17 protein-coding genes are annotated in these 20,705 nt (G+C 72.6%); 8 read left to right on the top strand and 9 right to left on the bottom strand.

Translation table 11 applies throughout. The features are described 5' to 3' along the window. Nucleotides 1–16 precede the first annotated feature (16 nt). From JYA75_RS08630 to JYA75_RS08620, 3 genes are all read right to left on the bottom strand, one after another. Entirely contained in the window at nucleotides 17–2,890 is a 2,874-nt protein-coding gene (locus JYA75_RS08630; protein WP_239010549.1) for a BTAD domain-containing putative transcriptional regulator, read from the bottom strand. A 120-nt stretch (nucleotides 2,891–3,010) separates the two neighbouring features. Then, nucleotides 3,011–3,640: a response regulator transcription factor gene (locus JYA75_RS08625; RefSeq protein ID WP_203330164.1), complete on the bottom strand. Its 630-nt coding sequence runs from the start codon at nucleotides 3,638–3,640 to the stop codon at nucleotides 3,011–3,013. Nucleotides 3,641–3,680: 40 nt separating this feature from the next. Further along, nucleotides 3,681–4,898: a DUF5931 domain-containing protein gene (locus JYA75_RS08620; protein WP_203329873.1), complete on the bottom strand. Its 1,218-nt coding sequence runs from the start codon at nucleotides 4,896–4,898 to the stop codon at nucleotides 3,681–3,683. Nucleotides 4,899–5,066: 168 nt separating this feature from the next. On the opposite strand from JYA75_RS08620, the gene JYA75_RS08615 reads away from it, so the two are divergent. From JYA75_RS08615 to JYA75_RS08595, 5 genes are all read left to right on the top strand, one after another. After that, nucleotides 5,067–6,539 (top strand): adenylate/guanylate cyclase domain-containing protein, encoded by a 1,473-nt coding sequence (locus JYA75_RS08615; RefSeq protein ID WP_029546144.1) that lies wholly within the window; start codon nucleotides 5,067–5,069, stop codon nucleotides 6,537–6,539. Between the two features lie 70 nt (nucleotides 6,540–6,609). Next, nucleotides 6,610–7,743, top strand: coding sequence for a YbhN family protein (locus JYA75_RS08610; protein ID WP_185713098.1), 1,134 nt, complete (start codon nucleotides 6,610–6,612; stop codon nucleotides 7,741–7,743). A 112-nt stretch (nucleotides 7,744–7,855) separates the two neighbouring features. Beyond that, a complete protein-coding gene (locus JYA75_RS08605) occupies nucleotides 7,856–8,410 on the top strand; it encodes a YceI family protein (RefSeq protein ID WP_006941512.1) in 555 nt (184 codons plus the stop codon). Nucleotides 8,411–8,489: 79 nt separating this feature from the next. After that, nucleotides 8,490–8,867, top strand: a complete 378-nt coding sequence (locus JYA75_RS08600) for a DUF3054 domain-containing protein (protein ID WP_185713099.1) — start codon at nucleotides 8,490–8,492, stop codon at nucleotides 8,865–8,867. A 78-nt stretch (nucleotides 8,868–8,945) separates the two neighbouring features. After that, nucleotides 8,946–10,412: a peptide MFS transporter gene (locus JYA75_RS08595; RefSeq protein ID WP_006941500.1), complete on the top strand. Its 1,467-nt coding sequence runs from the start codon at nucleotides 8,946–8,948 to the stop codon at nucleotides 10,410–10,412. Between the two features lie 7 nt (nucleotides 10,413–10,419). On the opposite strand, the gene JYA75_RS08590 is transcribed toward JYA75_RS08595, so the two are convergent. From JYA75_RS08590 to JYA75_RS08580, 3 genes are all read right to left on the bottom strand, one after another. After that, the gene (locus tag JYA75_RS08590; protein WP_006941495.1) at nucleotides 10,420–11,157 is read right to left on the bottom strand and encodes a sulfite exporter TauE/SafE family protein; all 738 of its coding nucleotides are present in this window, start codon (nucleotides 11,155–11,157) and stop codon (nucleotides 10,420–10,422) included. A gap of 54 nt (nucleotides 11,158–11,211) precedes the next feature. Then, nucleotides 11,212–12,852 (bottom strand): NTF2-like N-terminal transpeptidase domain-containing protein, encoded by a 1,641-nt coding sequence (locus JYA75_RS08585; RefSeq protein WP_082120283.1) that lies wholly within the window; start codon nucleotides 12,850–12,852, stop codon nucleotides 11,212–11,214. 119 nt (nucleotides 12,853–12,971) lie between these two features. Further along, a complete protein-coding gene (locus tag JYA75_RS08580) occupies nucleotides 12,972–14,747 on the bottom strand; it encodes a penicillin-binding transpeptidase domain-containing protein (protein WP_185713101.1) in 1,776 nt (591 codons plus the stop codon). 230 nt (nucleotides 14,748–14,977) lie between these two features. Between JYA75_RS08580 and JYA75_RS08575 the strand changes: the two genes are divergently transcribed. Together JYA75_RS08575 and JYA75_RS08570 are read left to right on the top strand one after the other, a co-directional pair. Further along, nucleotides 14,978–16,525: an ATP-binding cassette domain-containing protein gene (locus tag JYA75_RS08575; protein WP_185713102.1), complete on the top strand. Its 1,548-nt coding sequence runs from the start codon at nucleotides 14,978–14,980 to the stop codon at nucleotides 16,523–16,525. Beyond that, nucleotides 16,522–17,343, top strand: coding sequence for an alpha/beta hydrolase (locus tag JYA75_RS08570; protein ID WP_161996466.1), 822 nt, complete (start codon nucleotides 16,522–16,524; stop codon nucleotides 17,341–17,343). Before JYA75_RS08575 ends, JYA75_RS08570 begins: the two co-directional genes overlap by 4 nt. Here JYA75_RS08570 and JYA75_RS08565 read toward each other — a convergent pair. Continuing rightward, entirely contained in the window at nucleotides 17,340–17,738 is a 399-nt protein-coding gene (locus JYA75_RS08565; protein ID WP_006941490.1) for a VOC family protein, read from the bottom strand. The two genes, JYA75_RS08570 and JYA75_RS08565, sit on opposite strands and share 4 nt — an antisense overlap. Before the next feature lie 191 nt (nucleotides 17,739–17,929). Between JYA75_RS08565 and JYA75_RS08560 the strand changes: the two genes are divergently transcribed. Next, the gene (locus tag JYA75_RS08560; protein ID WP_185713103.1) at nucleotides 17,930–19,000 is read left to right on the top strand and encodes a methyltransferase domain-containing protein; all 1,071 of its coding nucleotides are present in this window, start codon (nucleotides 17,930–17,932) and stop codon (nucleotides 18,998–19,000) included. A 6-nt stretch (nucleotides 19,001–19,006) separates the two neighbouring features. Here the strand turns inward: JYA75_RS08560 and JYA75_RS08555 are convergent, their stop codons facing one another. Then, complete coding sequence (locus JYA75_RS08555) at nucleotides 19,007–19,612, bottom strand: TetR/AcrR family transcriptional regulator (RefSeq protein WP_203329872.1); 606 nt, start codon at nucleotides 19,610–19,612, stop codon at nucleotides 19,007–19,009. Between the two features lie 105 nt (nucleotides 19,613–19,717). Beyond that, nucleotides 19,718–20,695, bottom strand: a complete 978-nt coding sequence (locus tag JYA75_RS08550) for an alpha/beta hydrolase (RefSeq protein WP_043802701.1) — start codon at nucleotides 20,693–20,695, stop codon at nucleotides 19,718–19,720. Between the last annotated feature and the right edge of the window lie 10 nt (nucleotides 20,696–20,705).

Genomic DNA, 20,705 nt, shown 5'->3' with positions numbered 1-20,705 from the left:
ACCGCTTAGCTGCCGCTTAGCTCCGGCTGCGCACCGACGTGCCCCGTCCGGCACAGCCGGCCAGCAGCGCGCTCACCTCGTCCCGGTCCAGGCCGGCGCCGAGGCTCGCGCACCGCTCGAACTCGGCGTCACCGAGCGCGTCGCGGACGACCGCCGCCTCGCGCGGCCCGTCGACCGGATCCATCACCTCGGGCAGGAAGCCGATGCGGCCGCCGAGCGCCCGGACCGCCCCGAGGAGCATCGCGCCGACGTCGGGAGTACCGAGCCGGGCCACCAGGGCCGCGGCGCTGTGGACGAGCACCAGCCACGACGTCACATCCCGCTCGGCCTCGAGGACCGGCTGCATCACCCGGACCGCGTCGAGCGCCGCGTCCGTGTCCCCGACGTCCATCGCCGTGCGCATGAGTGTCCACGACGCCGAGCCGACCGCCCAGCCGTGGCCGCAACGTTCGGCTGTCGCGACCGCCTCGCGCAGCACCTGCTGCGCCCGTTGCGGCTGGCCGAGGAAGCGCAGGATCATGCCCTCGATGAGCAGGGCGTCGGCGCGCTGCCACACGGCGCCTTCCCGGCGCAGGACGTCCGCACTCTCGTGCGCTGCGTGCAGGAACTCGTCGGACGGGCCCGTGATCGCGGAGCAGTACGCCCACCAGGACCGCATCCACGCCTCGGTGACAATGTCGCCGCCCCTCCCCGCGGCGTCGGCGGACCGTCCCAGCACGGCCGCCGCGCCGGCCGCGTCCCCGGCCAGGTAGGTGAGTCCGCCCAGGCCGGTCAGCGCCGACGACAGGGTTGCCGCTGCGACGGCGGTACCGGTCCGCTCGACCGCGCCCAGGGCTGCCGATATCAGCTCCAGACCTTCCCGGATGTGCCCCCGCCGATACCAGAACCAATAGAGGGCCCCGGCGAGTTCGAGCGCGTAGACGGGATCACCGGCGGCCAGCGCGGAGGCCGCAGCGGCACGGTGCTCGGCGATGTCCGCCGTCAGGGCGTCGAAGGTCTGCCGTGCCCGGGAGCCGCGCAGGTGCGGCACCGCCGTGAGGGCCCGCCGCAGCACGAACCGGCGGTGCACGTCGGCCATCCGGTCCCGTTCGGCCGCGTCCGCGCGGGCCAGGGCGAACTCGCGGATGGTCTGCAGCATCGAGTACCGCCGCGGCGACGACGACAGCTCCACCCGCAGCAGCGACCGCCGCACGAGGGCCGTCAGCGGCGGCAGGACGCTCAGCGGCGGCGTGCTGCCGTGCACGGCGGCGGCACCCTCGATGTCGAAGCTGCCCGCGAACACCGCGACCTCGCGCAGCAGCCGCGCCTGCTCGTCGTCGAGGAGCCGGTAGCTCCACTCGATCGCGTCGGCCAGCCCCCGCTGCCGCGGCGGAGCGGTGCGGGAGCCGCCCTGCAGCAGCGCGAACCGGTCGCTCAGCCCCTCGGCGATCTGCTGCTCGGACAGCACCCGCAGCTGCGCCGCCGCGAGCTCGATCCCGAGCGGGATCCCGTCGAGCTCGGTGCAGATGCGACGCACCGGTTCGGTCACCCCGTCGTGGATCGTCCAGCCCGGCACCACCCCGGCGGCCCGGACGCCGAACAACTCGACGGCGGCGCACTCGTCCAACGGCGGCACCTCGTAGACCCACTCCCCGTCGAGGCCGAGCGGCTCCCGGCTCGTCGCCAGGATCCGCACGCCGGGGCAGCGCTCGAGCAGCGCCGTCACCAGCTCCGCCGAACCGTCGAGCAGATGCTCACAGTTGTCCAGCACGAGGACGCACTCACGTGGGGCGAGCACCGTCGCCAGGTGGTCGACGGTCCCGGGGCCCAGGATCTGCAGGGCCGACGCCACCGTCGCGGCCACCAGCGCATCGGCCCGCACGGCCGCCAGGTCCACGAACCACGGCCCGTCGGCGGGACGTTCACCGCCGTTGCGGCACACCTCCACCGCCAGCCGCGTCTTGCCGACCCCGCCCGGCCCCACGAGCGTGACCAACCGTTCCCCGGCCAGCGCCGCGCCGACGTCCGCGAGCTCACGGGCCCGATCGACGAGGGCGGTGCGGGGCGACGGCACGTTGGAGGTCGCGCTCGGGGTGCCCAGCGCGGCGGCGGGCCCCGGCGAGACCCCGGCGGTCCCGAGCAGCCGGACGTCGTCCTGCCGCAGCACCGCCGTCTCGAGTTCGCGCAGCCCGGTGCCCGGCTCGATGCCGAGTTCGCCGTCGAGCACGGTGCGCACGCGGCGCAGCGCCGCCAGGGCGTCGGCCTGCCGGCCCGCCCGGTACAGGGCGACGACCAGCAGTTCCCAGGCCCGTTCGTCGAGCGGATGCGCGGCGACGAGCCGCTCGGCGGCCTCGACGACGTCGTCGGAGCCGCCCTGGTCCAGCCGGATCTGCAGCAGGGCCTTGCGGGTGCGCAACTCGATCGCCGTCAGCCGCGCGACCTCGGGGCGCACGAACTCGGCGTCGGCGACGTCGGCGTAGGGCGACCCCCGCCAGCACGACAACGCGGTCGCGTAGGCCTCGGCCGCGGCCTGAGCGGCGCCCTGCTCGCGCAGCCGGTCGCCGCGCGCGACGAGGTCGGCGAACCGCACGGCGTCGATCTGCTCCGCGGCGAGGGCGAGCCGGTACCGCGAGCCCTCCCGGACGATCACCCCCTCGTCCCCGCGCGGTCGCTGCGGGCTGAGCCGGTCGCGCAGCTTGGAGACGGCGAAGTGCAGCGAGCTCGTCTTCGGGTCGTCGACGTCGTGCCAGACCTGTTCGAGCAGCCGCTCCCCCGAGACGTCGCCCGGGAACGCGACGACGAGGGCGGCGAGCAGGGCACGCTGCCGGATGCCGCCGAGGTCGATCGGTCGTCCGTCGACGGTGGCGGCGAAGCCTCCCAGCACGCCGAGCGCCACGCCAGGGGAACTCATCCCGCCCGCCTTTCGATCGCCCCGCCTTTCGATCGCTCCGCCTTTCGATCGAGCACGCCACCGCCGCACCGGAACTGCGGGAGCGGTCGAATTCTAGAGGACCGGTGCGGCTCCGGTGCGCTAGTCCAGCCCCTGCTCGATCGCGTAACGGGTGAGCTCCACGCGGTTGGCGAGCTGCAGCTTGCGCAGGGTCGCCTGCACGTGGTTCTCCACCGTGCGGTGACTGAGCGTGAGCCGCGCGGCGATCTGCTTGGCCGACAGTCCCTTGGCGACGAGTCGCAGCACCTCGGTCTCGCGCTCGGTGAGGGTGGGCGGGGCGGGCGCGCGCCGGTCGGCGGCCGACGACATGCGGCGGTACTCCCCGAGGACCAGCCCGGCGAGTCCGGGCGTGAACACCGCCTGCCGGGCGGCGGTCGCCCGCACGGCCTCGACCAGCTCCGCGGCCGACGCGCTCTTGACCAGGTATCCGGACGCGCCGGCCTTCACCGCACCGAGGACGTCGTCGCGTTCGGAGGAAGCGGACAGCACCAGCACGCGGCTGGCCGGGGAGACCCGGAGCACGGCGACGGTGGCCTCGGTGCCGGTGCCGTCGGGCAGCGACATGTCCATCAGCACGACGGTCGGCTGCACCGCCGCGGCCCGGCGCGCGGCCGCACCGACCCCGTCGGCGGTGGCGACGACGCGGAAGCCGGCCGCGTCGAGGTCCCGCGAGACTCCGTCGCGCCACATCGGATGGTCGTCGACGATCATCACCGTGATCGGCCCGTCACCGTTCGCCGCGTTGCTGCCCTCACGCACCTCGTGCTCCTCTCCTCGGCACCCGGATCTCCCATTCGGTGCCCTGGCCGGGCGAGCTGTCGAGCACGGCGGCGCCACCGAGCCACTGCGCGCGGCCGACGATCGACTTCGACACGCCCATCCGCCCCTCGGCGCGGGCCTCGGCGAGACGGCCGTCCGCAATGCCCACCCCGTCGTCGCGGATGCTGAGGATCACCTCGTCGCCGAGGTCCTCGACCAGCACGTACGCCTTCGCCCCTGCGCCCGCGTGCAGCGTCGTGTTGGTCAGGGCCGTCGCGGCGATCGCCGCCAGTTCCGCGGCGCGGACGCGGTCGAGCAGGACCGGGTCGGCGGGCGCGGAGACGGTGACGCCGGCACCGGCCTGCGCCCGCAGCAGCGCCCGCAGGTCCACGAGCTCCTCGCCCCGGTCGAGCTGGGTGTCCTGCTCGGAGACGAGCATCCGCAGCGCCGCCTCCTGTTCCCCGGCGAGGCGGGCGAGTTCGGCGGCCTCGCCCCCGAGCGCGGTGCCGCGGCGCCGCACCAGGGCCAGCACCTGCAGCACCCCGTCGTGTACCTCCCGGGCGAGCCGGTCGCGTTCCTCGGTGGCGGCCGCCACACGCACGGCCTGTTCGAGCTGCCGGTGGGCGCGCCGGGCGGTGGTGGTGGCGAATCCCATCGCGACGCCGACCGCGACGAGCACGGGGGCGGTCGCGTCGCGCCACAGGTCGAGGTTGACCTGGTCGCGGACGACGGCGCTGACCGTCGCCATCGCCAGCGCCGACGCGACTCCCGCGGCGGGACCGCCCAGGATCGCGGCCGACAGCACGGCGTTGGCGACCCACAGGGTGGTGGGCAGCGTCTGGTGGGCGCTGTACCAGTCGTGGCCGGCGACGAGCCGCGTCGCGCCCATGAGCGCGACCGCGACGACCTGGTCGATGCCGACCACCACGGCGCGCTGCCCGACCCCCTGCGCCAGCAGCACCGCCGACACGCCGGACCACACCGCCAGCAGGGCGACGAAGAACCAGCTGAGCCGCGGCGACGTGTAGTGGGCGACGGTGGAGAACTGGGAGCTGACGGCGTAGACGACGGTGACGAGCCGGAACACCTGCGCGGCCCGCCACAGCGGCGCATCGGGGTCGGCGCCGACCTGGCGCCGGGCGGGCGGGGACGGTTCGGCGGGCACGGCGGCGCGGCGCGACAGCCTGCCGTCGGCTCGGCGCCGGACCATGTGGATGCTCCCTTTCCCGGTCGGTGATCGCGCTGAGAGTAGCCGCCCGAAACGCCCGGATCACGACCATGGCGCGTTGTGACGGTGGGCACAGTGGTTTGATTTGATGTCGTGTTGGGGTCCTATCGAGCCGTCGCGGCGACGTTGCGCAGTCGTTGGCCGCTCTATATGGCCTCGATGGGCGCCTCGAACCTGTTCGGCGCGCTGCTGGTGTTCGCGTTCGTCCGCTACGGCATCCCGCTGTCCGAGAACGAGAACATCATCGCGGACCGGGTCCGCAACTTCGCGGTGTTCGCGGTGTATCTGGTGTTCGCGGGGATCGTGAGCCTGACGGCCGCGGCCCTGATGCTGCGGTCGGTGGTGCGGTGGCAGCTGCGCGGCGGCCCGCCGACCCGATCCGAGCAGATGTCGGCGCTGCACGCGCCGTTGCGTCAGGCGATCGTGCACCTGATCCTGTGGATCCTCGGCGGCGTGCTGTTCGTGTTCCTCACCGCGGAGGAGATGCCGGAGCTCGCCGTGGCGGTGGCGATCACCGTCGCGATGGCCGCGACGAGCACCTTCGGCTTCACCTACATGCTGGGCGAGCGGATCCTGCGGCCGGTCGCGGCGCGGGCCTTGAGCGAGGGGGAGTTCGACCGGACCCTGGCGCCCGGCGTCGGCACCCGCCTCGCCATGACGTGGGGTCTCGGCACGCTGATGCCGGCCGGCGGCATCGCGCTGCTGTGCGTCACCCAGCTGACCACCGACGTCGAGTTCCCGCCGGACGCGATGGCGTGGGCGGTCCTCGCGCTGTCGATCATGGCGATCGGCCTGGCCGGGGTGCTGTCGTCGCTCACCGCCGCCCAGCTCTCCGATCCGGTCAAGCAGCTGCGCTGGGCCATCGAACGGGTCCAGCGCGGCGCGACGGACGTGCAGGTGGAGGTGTTCGACGGCAGCGAGATCGGGCGCCTGCAGGTCGGCTTCAACCGGATGATGGCCGAGTCCGACGAGCGGCGGCGGCTGCGGCAGCTGTTCGGTCAGCACGTCGGCGAGGACGTGGCGCGCCGCGCCCTCCAGTACGGCACCGAGCTCGGCGGGGAGACCCGCTACGTCGCGGTGCTGTTCGTGGACATGGTGGGCTCGACGGCGACGGCGGCCGAACGCCCGCCCGGCGAGGTCGTCGAGCTGCTCAACGAGTTCTTCCGGGTCGTGGTGGACGTCGTGGACCGGCACCACGGTTTCGTCAACAAGTTCATGGGCGACGCGGCGCTGGCCATCTTCGGTGCTCCGCTGGACCGTCCCGACGCGCCCACCGCCGCGCTCGCGGCGGCCCGGGAGCTGCGGTTCGCGCTGGACGAGATCACCGATCTCGACATCGGCATCGGGGTCTCGGCGGGGCTGGCGGTGGCCGGCAACATCGGCGCGGCCGAGCGGTTCGAGTACACCGTCATCGGCGATCCGGTGAACGAGGCGTCGCGGCTGACCGAGCTGGCGAAGCTGCGTCCGAGCCGGGTGCTCGCGTCGTCGAGCGCGCTGTACTTCGCCGACGACGAGGAACGCGCCCACTGGGAACTCGGCGACGAGGTGCAGCTGCGCGGCCGGCGCCGGGTGACGCATCTCGCCTGGCCGGTGCGGTATCCGGATTCGGGCCACGACGAGTGACGGACGGCCGGGGCCCCCGGCGACGAAAAGGACGATCCGCCCTCCGGCCGGCTTGGCTACGCTGAATCCTGTGGCGCAGCCCCGACGTGACCCGCCCGCACCCGACGCCGCGCGGCGCCGGGGCCGCTTCGGGTGGGTGAAGTGGCTGCTCGCCGTCGCCCTCGTGGCCCTGCTGGTGGTCGAGGGCATCTACCTGTGGCCGACGCTCAGCGACTCCTGGCGCGCCCTGACCGAGCTGCACTGGGGCTGGCTCGCCGCGTGCATCGTCGCGCAGGCCCTGTCGCTGAGCGGCTTCGCGGAGGTGCAGCGGCGGCTGCTGCGGGCCGGTGAGGTCGTCGTCGGGCACCTGCGTTCGGCGTCGGTGATCTATGCGAGCACGGCGATGGCGGTGACGCTGCCGGCCGGTCCGGTGTTCTCCACCGCGTTCACCTACCAGCAGACCCGACGCTGGGGTGCGACGCCGGTGGTGGCGTCGTGGCAGCTGGCGGTCTCGGGGGTGATCGCGGCGGTGACGCTCGCGGCGGTCGGCGTGGGCGGGGCGTTCGCGGTGGGCACACGGGTGAGCCCGGTGACGCTGGTCCTGTCGGTCGCCGGCGTGATCGCGCTGGTCGTCGCCGTCCGGTACGCCTCCCGGCATCCGTCGTCCGTCGAGTCGGCCGGGGAATGGGTCCTCGCCCGCGTCAACCGCCTGCTGCGCAAGCCGGCGGACACCGGGATGGAGAAGTTCGAGCAGATCCTCGGGCAGATCGAGGCGGTGCACCTGGGTCGCCGCGACGGGCTCGCGACGATCTGCTGGTCGGCCGTGCACCGGGTCTTCGACGTCGCGTGCCTGGGGTTCGCGTGCTGGGCGGTGGGCGGTGAGCCGTCGCTGCCGGGCCTGCTGATCGCGTTCGCGGCGGCCAAGGCGGTGGGGAGCATCCCCCTGGCGCCGGGCGGGCTGGGGTTCGTCGACGGCACGCTGATCGCGACCCTCACCGCGGCGGGGATGAGCGCCTCGCAGGCCCTGGCAGCCGTGTTCGTGTACCGGGGCGTCAGCTTCCTCCTGGTCGCGCTGGTCGGCTGGACGGTGGTGGCCGCCAAGTTCCGGTCGAGCCAGCACGACGAGCACATCGACGCCGATCTCGAACGCGAGGAACACGCCCGTTCGGTGCTCGAGCGACGGCGCGGACGGGCCGCGAGCGAGGGCACCGCCCTGCCGGAGTGACGAAGTGTGTTCCACCTCACATCCGAAGTAGTTGCGGAATCAATCATTCGATGCGATCGTTGAGTACATCGAAGGTTGAAACTTCAACCAAAACTCGACTCGGAGGAATCCCATGACGACCGCTACCACCACCTTCCCCGGACTCACCGCCGGCACCTGGGCCATCGACTCGGTCCACTCCACCGTGGGCTTCACCGTCCGCCACCTCGTCGTGAGCAAGGTGCGCGGCACGTTCAACGACTTCTCCGGCGCGATCACCGTCGCCGAGGACGGCACCCCCGCCGTCGCCGCCGAGATCCAGGTCACGTCCATCGACACCAAGAACGCCGACCGCGACGCCCACATCCGCTCCGCAGACTTCTTCGACGCCGAGCAGTTCCCCACCGCGACGTTCAAGTCCACCGGCGTGCGCGCCGCCGGCAGCGACTACGTCGTCGACGGTGAGTTCACCCTGCACGGCGTCACCAAGCCGGTCGAGCTGAAGCTGGAGTTCAACGGCGTGAACCCGGGCATGGGCCAGGGCCCGGTCGCGGGCTTCGAGGCCACCACCGTCCTCAACCGCAAGGACTTCGGCATCTCGATCGACATGCCGCTCGAGGGCGGCGGCGCCGTCGTCGGCGACAAGATCACCATCAACCTCGAGATCGAGGCCGGTCTGCAGGCCTGATCCGCCGCACCCGCACGACACGCGAGCGCTCTCCGTCCCGGAGGGCGCTCGCTTTCGTCGGCGACCTACGCTGGACGACGTGAAGAAGTACGCACCGGCCCTGCTCGACGTCGTCCTGGTCATCGTGTTCGCCACCCTCGGGCGCGCAAGTCACGACGAGGGGCTGACGCTGGCGGGACTGGCGAACACCGCGTGGCCGTTCCTCGGCGGCCTCACCGTCGGATGGCTCGCGACGGCGGCCCTCTACAAGGAGAAGTTCGATCCGTGGCTGGTCGTGCCGACCGGCGTGATCGCATGGGTGTCCACCGTGGTCGTCGGGATGCTGCTGCGCGTGATCACGGGCCAGGGCACAGCCGGTTCGTTCATCGTCGTCGCGTCCATCGTGCTGGGCGTGTTCCTGCTCGGCTGGCGCCTGCTCGCCGGGCTGTGGCTGCGGCGCCGCGTCGACGCCGCCTGACCCCGGCCGCGCGGAGGTGACCCTCCGCACCGCCGAAAGCCGCGCGCCGGAGGTGGCCGCGGTGCCAGAGTGACAGCCATGAGCGAGACCGCCGCGCCCCCCGATCGGACGAAGGAACGCACCTTCTTCGGCCAGCCCTTCGCGCTGGCCAACCTGTTCGGTGTCGAGATGTGGGAGAGGTTCTCCTTCTACGGCATGCAGGGCATCCTGATCTATTACCTGTACTACTCGGCGGCCGACGGCGGACTGGGGATCAGCGAGCTCGCCGCCACGTCGATCGTCGGGGCGTACGGCGGCACGGTCTACCTGTCGACCATCCTCGGCGCGTGGATCGCCGACCGGCTGCTCGGCTCCGAGCGCACGCTGTTCTACAGCGCGATCCTCATCATGCTCGGCCACATCTCCCTGGCGCTGCTCCCCGGCCTCGGCGGCGTGGCGGTGGGCCTGGTGTTCGTCGCCGTCGGCAGCGGTGGCCTCAAGGCCAACGCCACCTCCCTGGTCGGGGATCTCTACGACGAGCAGGACACCCGGCGCGACGCCGGGTTCTCGATCTTCTACATGGGGATCAACCTGGGCGCACTGATCGGCCCGCTCCTCACCGGCTGGGCGCAGACCGAGCTGGGCTTCCACTACGGCTTCGGCCTGGCCGCCATCGGCATGGCACTCGGCCTGATCCAGTACACCCTCGGCCGCAAGCACCTGCGCGGGATCGGCGCCACGCCGCCGCACCCGCTGCCCGCCGACCGGCGCACCAGGGCCGCCGGCGTCGCCGTCCTGGCCGTCGCGCTGATCGCGGCGCTGTTCGGCACCGGGCTGGTCACCGTCGACAACCTGTCGGACGTCGTGGTCGCAGCGACCGTCGCCGCGTCCGTCGTCTACTTCGTCGTGATCCTGTCCAGCCGGCAGATCACCGCCGTCGAACGCAGCCGGGTGATCAGCTTCGTCCCCATGTTCCTGGCCAGCGCGGCATTCTGGTCGCTGTTCCAGCAGCAGTTCACCACCGTCGCGGTGTACGCCGACAAGAGGCTCGACCGCAACCTGTTCGGCTGGGACTTCCCGCCGGCGTGGGTGCAGTCGATCAACCCGGTGTTCATCATCGTGTTCGCGGGCGTGTTCGCCGCCGTGTGGACCCGGCTCGGCCCGCGGCAGCCGTCGTCGCCGGTGAAGTTCGCGATGGGCACCGTGATCATGGGCATCGCATTCCTGTGCTTCATCCCGATGTCCGGCGGCGGCCCCAACAGCGCCCCCCTGCTCGGCCTCGCGGGCATCCTCCTGCTGTTCACGTTCGCGGAGCTGCTGCTCTCCCCCGTGGGCCTGTCGCTGGCGACGAAACTGGCCCCGCGCAACTTCCACACCCAGATGGTGGCGCTGTTCTTCCTGTCGGTGGCGCTCGGCACGGCCATGGCCGGCACCCTCGCCAAGTACTACGACGAGGCGAACGAGAAGCCGTACTTCGCCTGGGTCGGCCTCGGCTCGATCGCGATCGGCGTCGTGCTGGCGCTGCTGTCACCGTGGATCCGGCGGATGATGCGCGGAGTGCACTGACCGGTTCTCACCGCACCGCCAGCCACACCGCGAGCCCGAGGCCGGCGAGCGCGACCGTCACCCGCAGCACCTCGGGTGGGATGCGCCGGACGACGGGCGGCCCGCACCAGCCGCCCGCGACGGCGCCGAGCGCCATCGCGGCGGCCGCACCCCAGTGCACGGGGCCGAACACGGCGAAGCCGATCGCAGCGACGAGGTTGGCGACCCCCAGCAGGTAGCTCTTGAGGATGGTGGCGCGCCAGATGTGCTCGGAGGTGCAGATCAGGGTGAGTGCGAGGAAGACGACACCCGCACCCGCCCCGAAGTAGCCGCCGTACACCGCCACGACGAACAGCAGCGCCGAGTACGTCCGGGGCAGGTCCCGGCTCCCGGACAGGGCGCGGATCCGGGGTTGGGCCAGCAGCGCGAGGGAGGCGAACGCGACCATGTAGGGCACGACCGTCTCGAAGGACCCCGCGGGCGCCCACATCAGGACGACGGCACCGACGAGGCCGCCGAGCGCCGAGTACAGGGTCCACCGCCACAGCCGCGGGCCGGTGTCGACGACCTCGCGGGTCGAGTTGGCGAGCGCCCCGACGCCGACCCCCACCATCGCGACGGTGTTGGTGACGTTGGCGGCGACGGGCGGCAGCCCCGCGGCGAGCAGCGCGGGGTACGAGACGATGGACGCGAGGCCGGTGACGAACCCGATGAGCCCGGCGAAGAACCCCGCGACCGCGAGCAGCAGCAGGTCGACAGGGGTCACGACCGACAAACGTACCGGGGTCCGCTTCGGCCGGTCCGCCGAGGGCGGCAGCGGTCAGCGGTCGGCGGGCGGCTTGCCCAGCTCCCGCAGGAACATGTCGGCCATCTTCACCGCGCGGTCGCCGCCGTCGGCGTTGGCGACGAACACCGCGAACGCCAGGTCGCCGGTGTACCCGTAGAACCAGCGGTCGTCACCGCTCGCGGCCGCGATGCCGGACAGACCGGGGTGCCCCTTCAGGAACGATGCCGGGCCGCTGCGCACGTTCTCGGCCATCGCGGCGCGCAGCGCGTCGGTCACGTGCGGCGGCAGCGGTTCGGCGGCCTCCCCCACCGTCGCGGGCTTGCCCTGCACGATCGCGGGCAACGGCGCCTCCCCCCGCGCGACGGACGCGGCGAGCAGCGCGGCACCGAACGGACTGAGGAGCGCCTCCCCGCCGCCGTCCGAGCCGGAGAACTGCACCACACCGGACCGGTTCTCCCCGATCTGCGCGGTCTCGAAGTCGAAGCCGGGGACGTCGTAGTCCAGGCCGAGCCCGAGCCGGCGGGCGGTGTCGGCCAGATCGTCGGTGCTCACCGAGGCCGGGTCGACGCCCCGGTCCAGGCCCGCGGCCAGCCGCACCGGATCCAGCGTCTGCCCGGCCGGATACAGCCCGCGGGAGGCGACGGGTCCGAGTTCCATCGCCCAGTTGTTCACGTCCAGGGCCAGGACGCCGCCGGTGGACGGCTGGATCGCCACGATCGCCGCCGGGGTGCCCACGCTGACCACCGCTTCCTTGGCGGCGAGCTGGACGTGCGCGTCGAGGGTCGCCTGCAGGTCCGGCGGCGGCGGGCCCTGGAAGCCGGCGACCTGCACCGGGTCGGCGCCGGGCTCCTCGAGGGTGACGGCCCACCCGGCGGTGGCGTCACGCTCGAGCTGCCAGGCCGCGCGCAGCGGGTCCAGCAGCGGCGTGGAGATCCGCCGGTCCGCGCTGATCAGCGTCGGGGTCTTGACGACCACCACGCCGGGGATCGGAACGATCTCGTCCTCGAGGAACTGGTAGTCCTGGTCGCGCAGCTTCACCGCGGTGATGCGCGCACCGGGGTCCGCCGCGAGGTTGCGCTGCAGCAGGTCGGCGGTGATGACCGGCGCGACGGGTTCGAGCACCTTCGCCAGCCGCGTCGTGGTGTCGACCGGGTCGGGCATGAGGGCGGGATCGACGACGACGGCGTTGATGGTCTGCTCGGCCATGAGCAACTGACCGGTGCGGTCGAAGATCTTCGGCGGCGCGGCGTCGGTGCGCACGTGGTGCACGGTGCGGGTCCGGTTCAGGTCGGGCACCAGCACCTGCGGGTCCCAGGAGATCCGCCAGCCGACGGCGAGGTTCTTCGCCACGCCGTCCACCTGGTATCCCCAGTCCTTGCCGGGTCCGAAGTTCCAGTCGGCGCCGAGGGTGAAGAACCCCGTCTGCTCGTTGAGTTCGACGAACTGGGCGACGTCGTAGTCGACGCTGCCGTCCTTCAGGCCCTCGAACATCTGCCGGATCGACGCCTCGGCGGCGTTCGGGTACGACGTGAGCGCGGCGGCGCCGGCGGCGTCGCCCTCGTTCAGTTCCGCGACGAAGTCGTCGACGAGTCGCTGCGCATCGCTCCGGGGTTCACCGAACACGCACGACGCCATGCCGGCCGCGAGAACCACGACGGAGACCAGGGCTGTCACGCGGCCGCGCCCCCTGCGCCAGTCCCGAAAACCCATAACGACCAACCTTCACTTCTGTCACTTCAGTAACAAGCACGCCCTGCCTACGATGCGATCACGATTGCGCCACAAGCCGCGCATCACCCCCTCAGCAGGCGTCCCGCCACGTCCACTGCCGGCGCCGAACTGCCCGCTCCCGCAACGAAAACCGCGAACGCGAGGTCTCCCTGCGAGCCGACGAACCAACCGTGGGCACCGGTGCCATCACCGTACTCTGCCGTCCCCGTCTTACCGACGAGTTCGGGTAGGTCCCGCAGCGTGCTCGCGGTTCCACCCGTCACAGTCTCCCGCATCATCGTCCGCAACGCGGCAGTGACCTCCGCCGGCGCGGCACCAGGGGTGCGATCGGCCACCGTGGGCCGGCCCTCGACGAGCATCGGCAGCGGCGTCGAGCCGTGCGCGATGGACGCCGCCACGAGTGCCATACTGAACGGTGACGCCGTCACCCGGCCCTGGCCGATCGCGGACTCGACGCGCTCCGCCGGGGTCTGCGCCTCGGGCGCGCTGCCGGTGACCGTGACCAGTCCGGGCGTGACGTAGTCGACCCCGAGCCCGAACTGCAGGGCCGCGTCGGTGAGCGCGGTCGCCGGCAATCCCACCGCGAGCCGGCCCATCGTGGTGTTGCACGAGAAGGCGAAGGCCGTGTGCAACGGGACCGGTCCGAGGTCGAAGCTGTCGTCGTTGGGGATGACGCGACCCTCGATGTTCGCCGTCCCGGGGCACGGCACCACCGTGTCGGGGGTCACGGCCCCGGCCTGCAGGGCGGCCGAGGTGGTGACGGTCTTGAACGTGGAACCGGGCGGATAGAGCCCCGTCAGCGCGATCGGTCCCTCGGCGTCGGCGGCGGCGTTCTGGGCCACCGCGCGTACCGCCCCGGTGGACGGTTCGATCGCGACGATCACCGCCGGTTGCGGCAGCGGCGCCAGCACCGCCTCGGCGCGGGTCTGCAGACCCAGGTCGAGCGTGGACCGCAGGTCCGGCGCCGGCGGACCGTCGGCACCGGCGACGCGGCGGGCGCTGCCGTCTTCGGACACCGTCTGCACGGCCCAGCCGGCGGACGCGTCCTGGCCCTGCTGCCACAGTTCCCCGAGCCCGGAGAGGACCGGGGACGCGAGCGCGCGGTCGACCGTCAGCAGCCGGGTCTGCCGGACGAGGGTCACGCCGGGCAGCGCGGCGAGCCGCGCCTCGATCGGCGCGATGTCCGCGTCGCGGAGGGTCACCGCGGTCACGGGCTTGCCCGCCGCCGCGGCGACGTCGGCGGCGAGCGACTCGGCGGTGACGGTGGGCGCGGCGGTCGCGAGCAGCGGCGCGACGGCCGCCGGGTCGGCGGTGGCATCGACGTTCACCAGCGTCACGACCTGCTGTTCGAGGATCGGCCGCCCGCCACGGTCGAGCACGGACGGCGGCGGGCCGACGGTCGTCGTGTAGCTCAGCGTGGTGCCGGCGGTCAGGCCCGGGGCCAGCACCGCCGGGTCCCACTCGATGCGCCAGCCCTCCGCGTCGACGTCCAGGGCACTGCCGGACGTGCGGTACGACCAGTCCCGGCCCTCGGCGAAGTGCCACGCGACGTCGAGTTCGAAGGTGCCGCCGTCGCCCGTGCCGGCGAGCTCGAGGTCGGGCCGGACCCCGCCGAGCCCCTCGAACACGCCGTCGATCGTGGCGGCCGCCGCCGCGGGATCGGTGGTGAGCTCCGCCGCGGCCCGCACGTCACCGGCCTCGAGCGCCGCGGCGAACTCCCCCACGACCGTCTCGGGCTGGTCGGGCCCGAAGGAACACCCGGCGGCCGCCAGCGCGGCGGCGACGGTCAACAGGAGCGGAACCGGTCGGCGTCGGAGGAGTGGCACAGCAACGATCATGCCCGAAGCCGGACGGTGCCGTCGTTCACCACCGCCCGCACGTTGCGTACACGCTGCCTGTAGTGACGCGGCCCCCAATTCGGGAAAATCGATTGCCGGCCCCACGGACGCTGTTCTACCGTCGGTTCCTGTCACATTCCCGTCGATCGGAGAAGGCCGTTGCTCCTGTAGAGGTTTCGCCCGCCGCGCCGCACCTGCGCGCGGTACCGTCACCTACTCCGGGAGCAGCCATGTCACACCCTTCCCCGTCCTCGGGCCTTTCCCTGTCGGACCTGACCTTCGCCTGGCCGGACGGCACCGCCGTGTTCGACGGTCTCGACACCACCCTCCCCGCCGGGCGCACCGGACTCGTCGGACGCAACGGGTCCGGCAAATCAACTCTGCTGCAGATCATGTCGGGTGAGATTCAACCGACCCGGGGCTCCGTCACGGTGCGCGGCCGGGTCTCGCGGCTGCCGCAGGACGTCATCCTCGATCCACACCGCGCCGTCGACGCCGTCCTCGGCATCGACACCGTGCGCGCGGCGCTGCGGCGCATCGAGGCCGGCTCGACCGCCGTCGAGGACTTCGACGCCGTCGGCGAGCGATGGGACATCGAGGAGCGCGCCCTGGCCACCCTGCACCGCCTCGGCCTCGACCGAATCGTCGCCTCCCCCAGCGACTTCGAGCGCACCGTCGGCACCCTCTCCGGCGGCGAGACCGTCCTGCTGGCGCTCACGGCACGCCTGCTCGACGAGCCGGACGTCCTGCTGCTCGACGAGCCGACGAACAACCTGGACTCGGCGGCCCGCGCGCGGCTGTACGACGTGCTGCGCGAGTTCGCCGGCACGCTCGTCGTCGCGACCCACGACCGCGACCTGCTCGAGCGGGTCGACACCGTCGCGGAGATGCGCGACGGGCGGCTGCGGCTGTTCGGCGGCAACTACAGCGAGTACGAACGCATCGTCGCGGCCGAGCAGGAGGCGGCACTGGCCGCGGTGCGCGACGCCCGGGCGGACGTGCGCCGGCAGGCACGCGAGCTGAGCGACTCGCACATCAAGCTCGCCCGACGAGAGCGCTACGGCCGCAAGATGTTCGAGAACAAGCGGGAACCGAAGATCGTGATGGGGGCCCGCAAGCGGCAGGCCCAGGAGTCGGCGGGCCGGCTCCGCCGCGAACACGAGGGCAAGCTCGCCGGCGCGCGCGAGAACCTCGAGCGCGCCCAGGGCACCGTGCGCGACGACCGGGAGATCCGGGTAGACCTGCCCGAGACGGAGGTGCATCCCGGTGCGCGCGTCGCCGAGGGGCCGCTCGAGATCGTCGGCCCGGAGCGGATCGCGCTGCGCGGACCCAACGGCTCGGGCAAGACGACGCTGCTGCGCGACATCGTCGCGGCCGGTCCCCGGGTGCCGTTTGCGGTGCTGCCGCAGCGGCTGGACGTCTTCGACGAGTCGCTGTCGGTGGCGGACAACGTCGCGCTGCGGGCCCCGCATGCGTCGCCGCAGCAGGTCCGGGCACTACTCGCCCGGTTCCTGTTCCGCGGCGCCGACGCGGACATGCCGGCGGCTGCCCTCTCGGGCGGCGAGCGACTGCGGGCGGCGCTGGCGACTCTGCTCGCGGCGGACCCGGCTCCGCGGCTGCTGCTCCTCGACGAACCGACCAACAACCTGGACCTGCCCAGCCTGACGCATCTGGTGCAGGCACTGCGCGCGTACCGGGGTGCCTTCGTGGTGGTCAGCCACGACGAGCGGTTCCTGGCCGACATCGGGGTGACCCGGTCGGTCAGACTGGAGCGGTGAGCCACGCGATCAACCCCGTCGACGGAACCCGCATCGCCTTCACGGTGATCGAATCGGACGCCGGCGCCGGCAGCCCGTCGCTGCTGCTCGCGCACGGCAGCGCCCTGTCGTCGGCCATCTGGCGGGGATTCGGATACGTGCGCCCCCTGCGCGAGCGGTACCGGCTGATCCTGCCCGACCTGCGCGGTCACGGCCGCAGCGACAAGCGGCACGTCCCCGACGCATACGCGATGGACCTGATCGTCGGGGACGTGCTGGCGGTCCTCGACGCCGCCGGCACCGAGCGCGTGCACTACCTCGGGTACTCGTTCGGAGCGCGGGTCGGCTTGTCCCTGGCGGTGCGCGACGCCGGCCGGCTGCAGACGCTCACCGTGGGCGGCGGCAGTGCCCGCGCGCAGGCCGGGGCGTTCGATCGCCTGTTCTTCCCGGGATGCGCCGACGTGCTCGGGCACTACGGGATCGACGGGTTCCTCGAGGCGTGGGCGGAACACCTCGGTTCGCCCGTCGATGCCGCGACGCAGGCCGCGTTCCGGGCGAACGACGCCGCCGCCCTGGCCGCGTACATGCGACGGTCGGATCGCGAACCCGGGATCGACGACGCCGACCTCGCCGCCCTGGACGTGCCGACGCTGGCGTTCGTCGGTTCGGAGGACCGCGAACGGATCGACGACACCCGCGAGCTGTCGCGGACGATCCCCGGTGCCCTGCTCGCGGTGATCCGGGGATACGACCACGCCACGACGATCGCGGCGGCGCCGGAGGTGCTGTCGGTGGTCGGACCGTTCCTCGCGGCGCACGCCGGCCGATCGTCCGGCTAACTCACCGAGGGCGCCTCGTCCATCCACTGCACGAGCTGGTAGACGATGCCGTTCGGGTCGCGCATCTGGAAGTACCGCTCGCCCCACGGCTCGGTCTCGATCGGCGTGACGATCGGAACCCCCTCCGCCCGCAGTCGTTCGTACTCGTCGTCGATGGCGTCTACGACGAACGCGACGAGCGTCCCCTGCCCGGCGTCGCCGGCGATGCTCGCGGGCTTGAAGGTGCCGAGCCCGGTGCGCAGGAAGACGAGGCTGAAGCCCGCGTCCTCACGGGTGAGCGAGACGAACCCGTCCTCGGCCATCGTCTCGGTGAACCCGAGGTGACGGGTCACGAAGTCGGCCGACGCGGCCACGTCGGGAACGTTGAGGGACAGGGCACTGGCGGTGATCTGCAAGGTGAACTCCTTCCGGTTGCACGACTCCGAACGTCCAGGGCCCCCGTCCGGTTCCCGCGCCCCGCTGCGGGGCCGAATGTGACACCGGATCGACGAGGTGTCACATTCGGCCCCCATGGGGGCGTTGTCCGCCGCCCGGAACCGGAGGACTCTCGGAATCACCCCTGTCCCTCTCATCCGGAGGCCCCACCGTGACGCACACCGTTTCCCCCGTCGACACCGTCGCCCAGCGCGTCCTCGACTCGGCGCTCGGCGCCGTCGATCTGATCGCGATCTATCTCGGCGACCGGCTCGGCTGGTACCGCAGCCTCGCCGCCGACGGTCCCGCCACCTCCGACGAGCTCGCGGCGCGGACCGGGACCGACCCGCGCTACGCCCGCGAATGGCTCGAGCAGCAGGCGGTGACCGGCCTGCTCGAGGTCGACGACGGCGATCCGCCGCGCTTCACGCTGCCGCCCGCGGTGGCCGAGGTCCTCACCGACGAGCACAGTCTCAACTATCTCGGACCCCTGGCCCGCATGTTCGCCGGGGTGTCCGCGCAGCTTCCGGCCCTGCTCGACGCCTACCGCACCGGGGGCGGCGTGAGCTGGGCGCAGCTCGGCACCGATGCCCGCGAGGGGCAGGCGGACATGAACCGGCCGTGGTACGAGAAGGCGCTGCCGGGCGCCCTGGCGTCCGTGCCGGACCTCGACGCGCTGCTGCGCCGACCGGATGCCGAGATCGCCGACATCGGCTGTGGCGGTGCGTGGTCCACGATCGCGCTGGCCCGTGCGTACCCGCAGGCCCGGTTGTTCGCCATCGACATCGATCCGGCGACCGTCGCCCTGGCCCGGACGAACGTCGCGGCCTGCCCCGACGTCGCCGACCGGATCACCGTTCTCGAGACCGACGCGGCGAGCCTGCCCGACGAACGCTTCACGGCGGCGTTCGCCTTCGAGTGCGTCCACGACATGCCACGTCCCGTCGAGGTGCTGTCCGCGGTGCGCGGCTCGCTCGCGGCCGACGGGGTCATGGTTGTCATGGACGAGGCCGTCGCCGACCGGTTCACCGCACCCGGCGACGAGGTCGAGCGGCTGATGTACGGGTTCAGCATCTCGTGCTGCCTGCCGGACGGCATGAGCCACCCGCCGAGCGCGGGAACCGGCACGGTGATGCGTGCGGACACCCTGCGCCGGTACGCGCTCGACGCGGGCTTCTCGGACGTGTCGGTGCTGCCGATCGAGGACTTCGGGTTCTGGCGGTTCTACCGTCTGACGCCCTGACCGGCCTCAGCACGACGTCGGCTGGCGCGCCTCCGACAGCAGTGCCGTGACGGTGTGCTTCATCAGTTCGGCGGCCTCGGCCACCGGCAGGTCCAGCACATCGCGCAGCGCCACCCACGACGCCCAGGTGCTCGCCACCGCCACGGAGCGCACCAGCGTGGCCCGGCGCGGCGCGTCGAGCGCGGCGAGTTCCGCCGCGAACAGCTCGTCGACCTCGTTGACCACACGTGCGATGTGCCGCAACCTGTTTCGCTGGATCCTCTTGGACTGCGGGGCCCGGATCGCCGACGCGCGCGCGAACGGCGCCATCAGCTCGAGCAGTTCGGCGCGCTGCCGGCAGAACGCGTCGATCCGCTCGTCGAGCGGCAGGTCGACGGGGACCGGGGCGAACGCGGTGTCCTGCCGCCGCAGCAGCTCCGTCCCCGTCTCCTCGAACAGCGTTTCCAGATCGTTGAAGTTCGCCCACAACGCCCGGAGCGAGACCCCGGCCCGTGCGGCGATCTGCGCACCGGTCGGTTTCAGCTCACCGGCCTCGATCAGGGCGATGTGCGCCTCTATCACTGCGTGGCGGGTCCGTTCGGCCCGCGCGACGCGTCCGTCGGTGACGGTCACGTGTCCCTCCTCCCGTGTCGCCGACCGGTTCCTCCCAACCGGTGCGGCGCACTCGATTGTGCCAGGGCCTGTGTCACCGAGGGGGTGGCGCCGCGCGGGGGCGGGTCAGTCGTGGTCGAGGACGGGGGTGCGGGCGGTGGCCCGGACGATCGCGTCGTACAGCGAGCGAGCGGCGCGACGCGTGGCGCCGGCCCCTCGGACGAGGGTGAATCCGTGGAATACGCCCGGCCAGCAGTGCAGTTCGACGCGTACCCCGGCCTGCAGGAGACGCTGGGCGTAGACGAGCCCCTCGTCGCGGAGCGGGTCGAGTTCGTTGACGGTGAGGTAGGTGGGCGGCAGTCCGGTCAGGTCGGCCCGGCGCGCGGGCACGGACTGCTCGGTGGGCTCCTGCCCGCCGAGGTAGTGCCGCCAGCTCTGGGCGGCCTTGCGGTTGTCCCACACGGCGGTGGCGCCGCCGCCGCGCATGGAGGCGGTCTCGAGCCGGTCGTCGAGGGCAGGTTCGAGCAGGGCCTGCAGCGCAATGCGCGGGCCGCCCTCGTCCCGGGCCCGCAGCGCGACGGTCGCAGCGAGGGCGCCGCCCGCGGAATCGCCGAGGACGACGACGCGGTCCGGATCGATGTCGAGACATGCTGCGCCGGAAGCGATCCACTCGAGGACCGCGTAACAGTCGTCGGCGGCAGCGGGATAGGGGTGCTCGGGGGCGAGCCGGTAGTCGACGGAGATGACGACGGCACCGGTCGCGCGGGCGACGGCGGCGGCGAAGGCTTCGCTGTGGGCGGCGCTGCCGAGGACGAATCCTCCGCCGTGGATTTCGAGAACGACGGGCCGGCCCGCGGGGTTGCCGTCGGGACACATGTCGGGCGTGTGGATCCGCACGGGCACCTCGGGGCCGCCGGGCGCGCCGGGGACGAGCCACTCCTCGACGGTGACACCGGTGGTGTCGGCGGGGCCGGCGGCCGCAACGATCGAGTCGAGGGTGCGACGGCCTCCGTCCACGTCGGCGAGATCGAGGTCGGGGAGGGTCGTCACCGCGTCGGCCAGTTCGGGATCGACGTCGGTCGAGACTGGCATGATCTCGGTCATGGCGACACGA

Origin of the sequence: Rhodococcus sp. PSBB066, from assembly GCF_017068255.1 — a bacterium.
Classification (GTDB): Bacteria; Actinomycetota; Actinomycetes; order Mycobacteriales; family Mycobacteriaceae; genus Rhodococcus; species Rhodococcus aetherivorans.
Note: the sequence above shows the minus strand (reverse complement) of the source record. Positions and strands in the feature narration are given on the sequence as shown.

Excerpts from the sequence above, each read along its gene's own strand:
- JYA75_RS08620 (WP_203329873.1), bottom strand. The coding sequence starts at position 4,898 with ATGGTCCGGCGCCGAGCCGACGGCAGGCTGTCGCGCCGCGCCGCCGTG.
- JYA75_RS08615 (WP_029546144.1), top strand. The coding sequence starts at position 5,067 with ATGGCCTCGATGGGCGCCTCGAACCTGTTCGGCGCGCTGCTGGTGTTC.
- JYA75_RS08595 (WP_006941500.1), top strand. The coding sequence starts at position 8,946 with ATGAGCGAGACCGCCGCGCCCCCCGATCGGACGAAGGAACGCACCTTC.
- JYA75_RS08630 (WP_239010549.1), bottom strand. The coding sequence starts at position 2,890 with ATGAGTTCCCCTGGCGTGGCGCTCGGCGTGCTGGGAGGCTTCGCCGCC.
- JYA75_RS08605 (WP_006941512.1), top strand. The coding sequence starts at position 7,856 with ATGACGACCGCTACCACCACCTTCCCCGGACTCACCGCCGGCACCTGG.
- JYA75_RS08580 (WP_185713101.1), bottom strand. The coding sequence starts at position 14,747 with ATGATCGTTGCTGTGCCACTCCTCCGACGCCGACCGGTTCCGCTCCTG.
- JYA75_RS08550 (WP_043802701.1), bottom strand. The coding sequence starts at position 20,695 with ATGACCGAGATCATGCCAGTCTCGACCGACGTCGATCCCGAACTGGCC.
- JYA75_RS08575 (WP_185713102.1), top strand. The coding sequence starts at position 14,978 with ATGTCACACCCTTCCCCGTCCTCGGGCCTTTCCCTGTCGGACCTGACC.
- JYA75_RS08625 (WP_203330164.1), bottom strand. The coding sequence starts at position 3,640 with ATGATCGTCGACGACCATCCGATGTGGCGCGACGGAGTCTCGCGGGAC.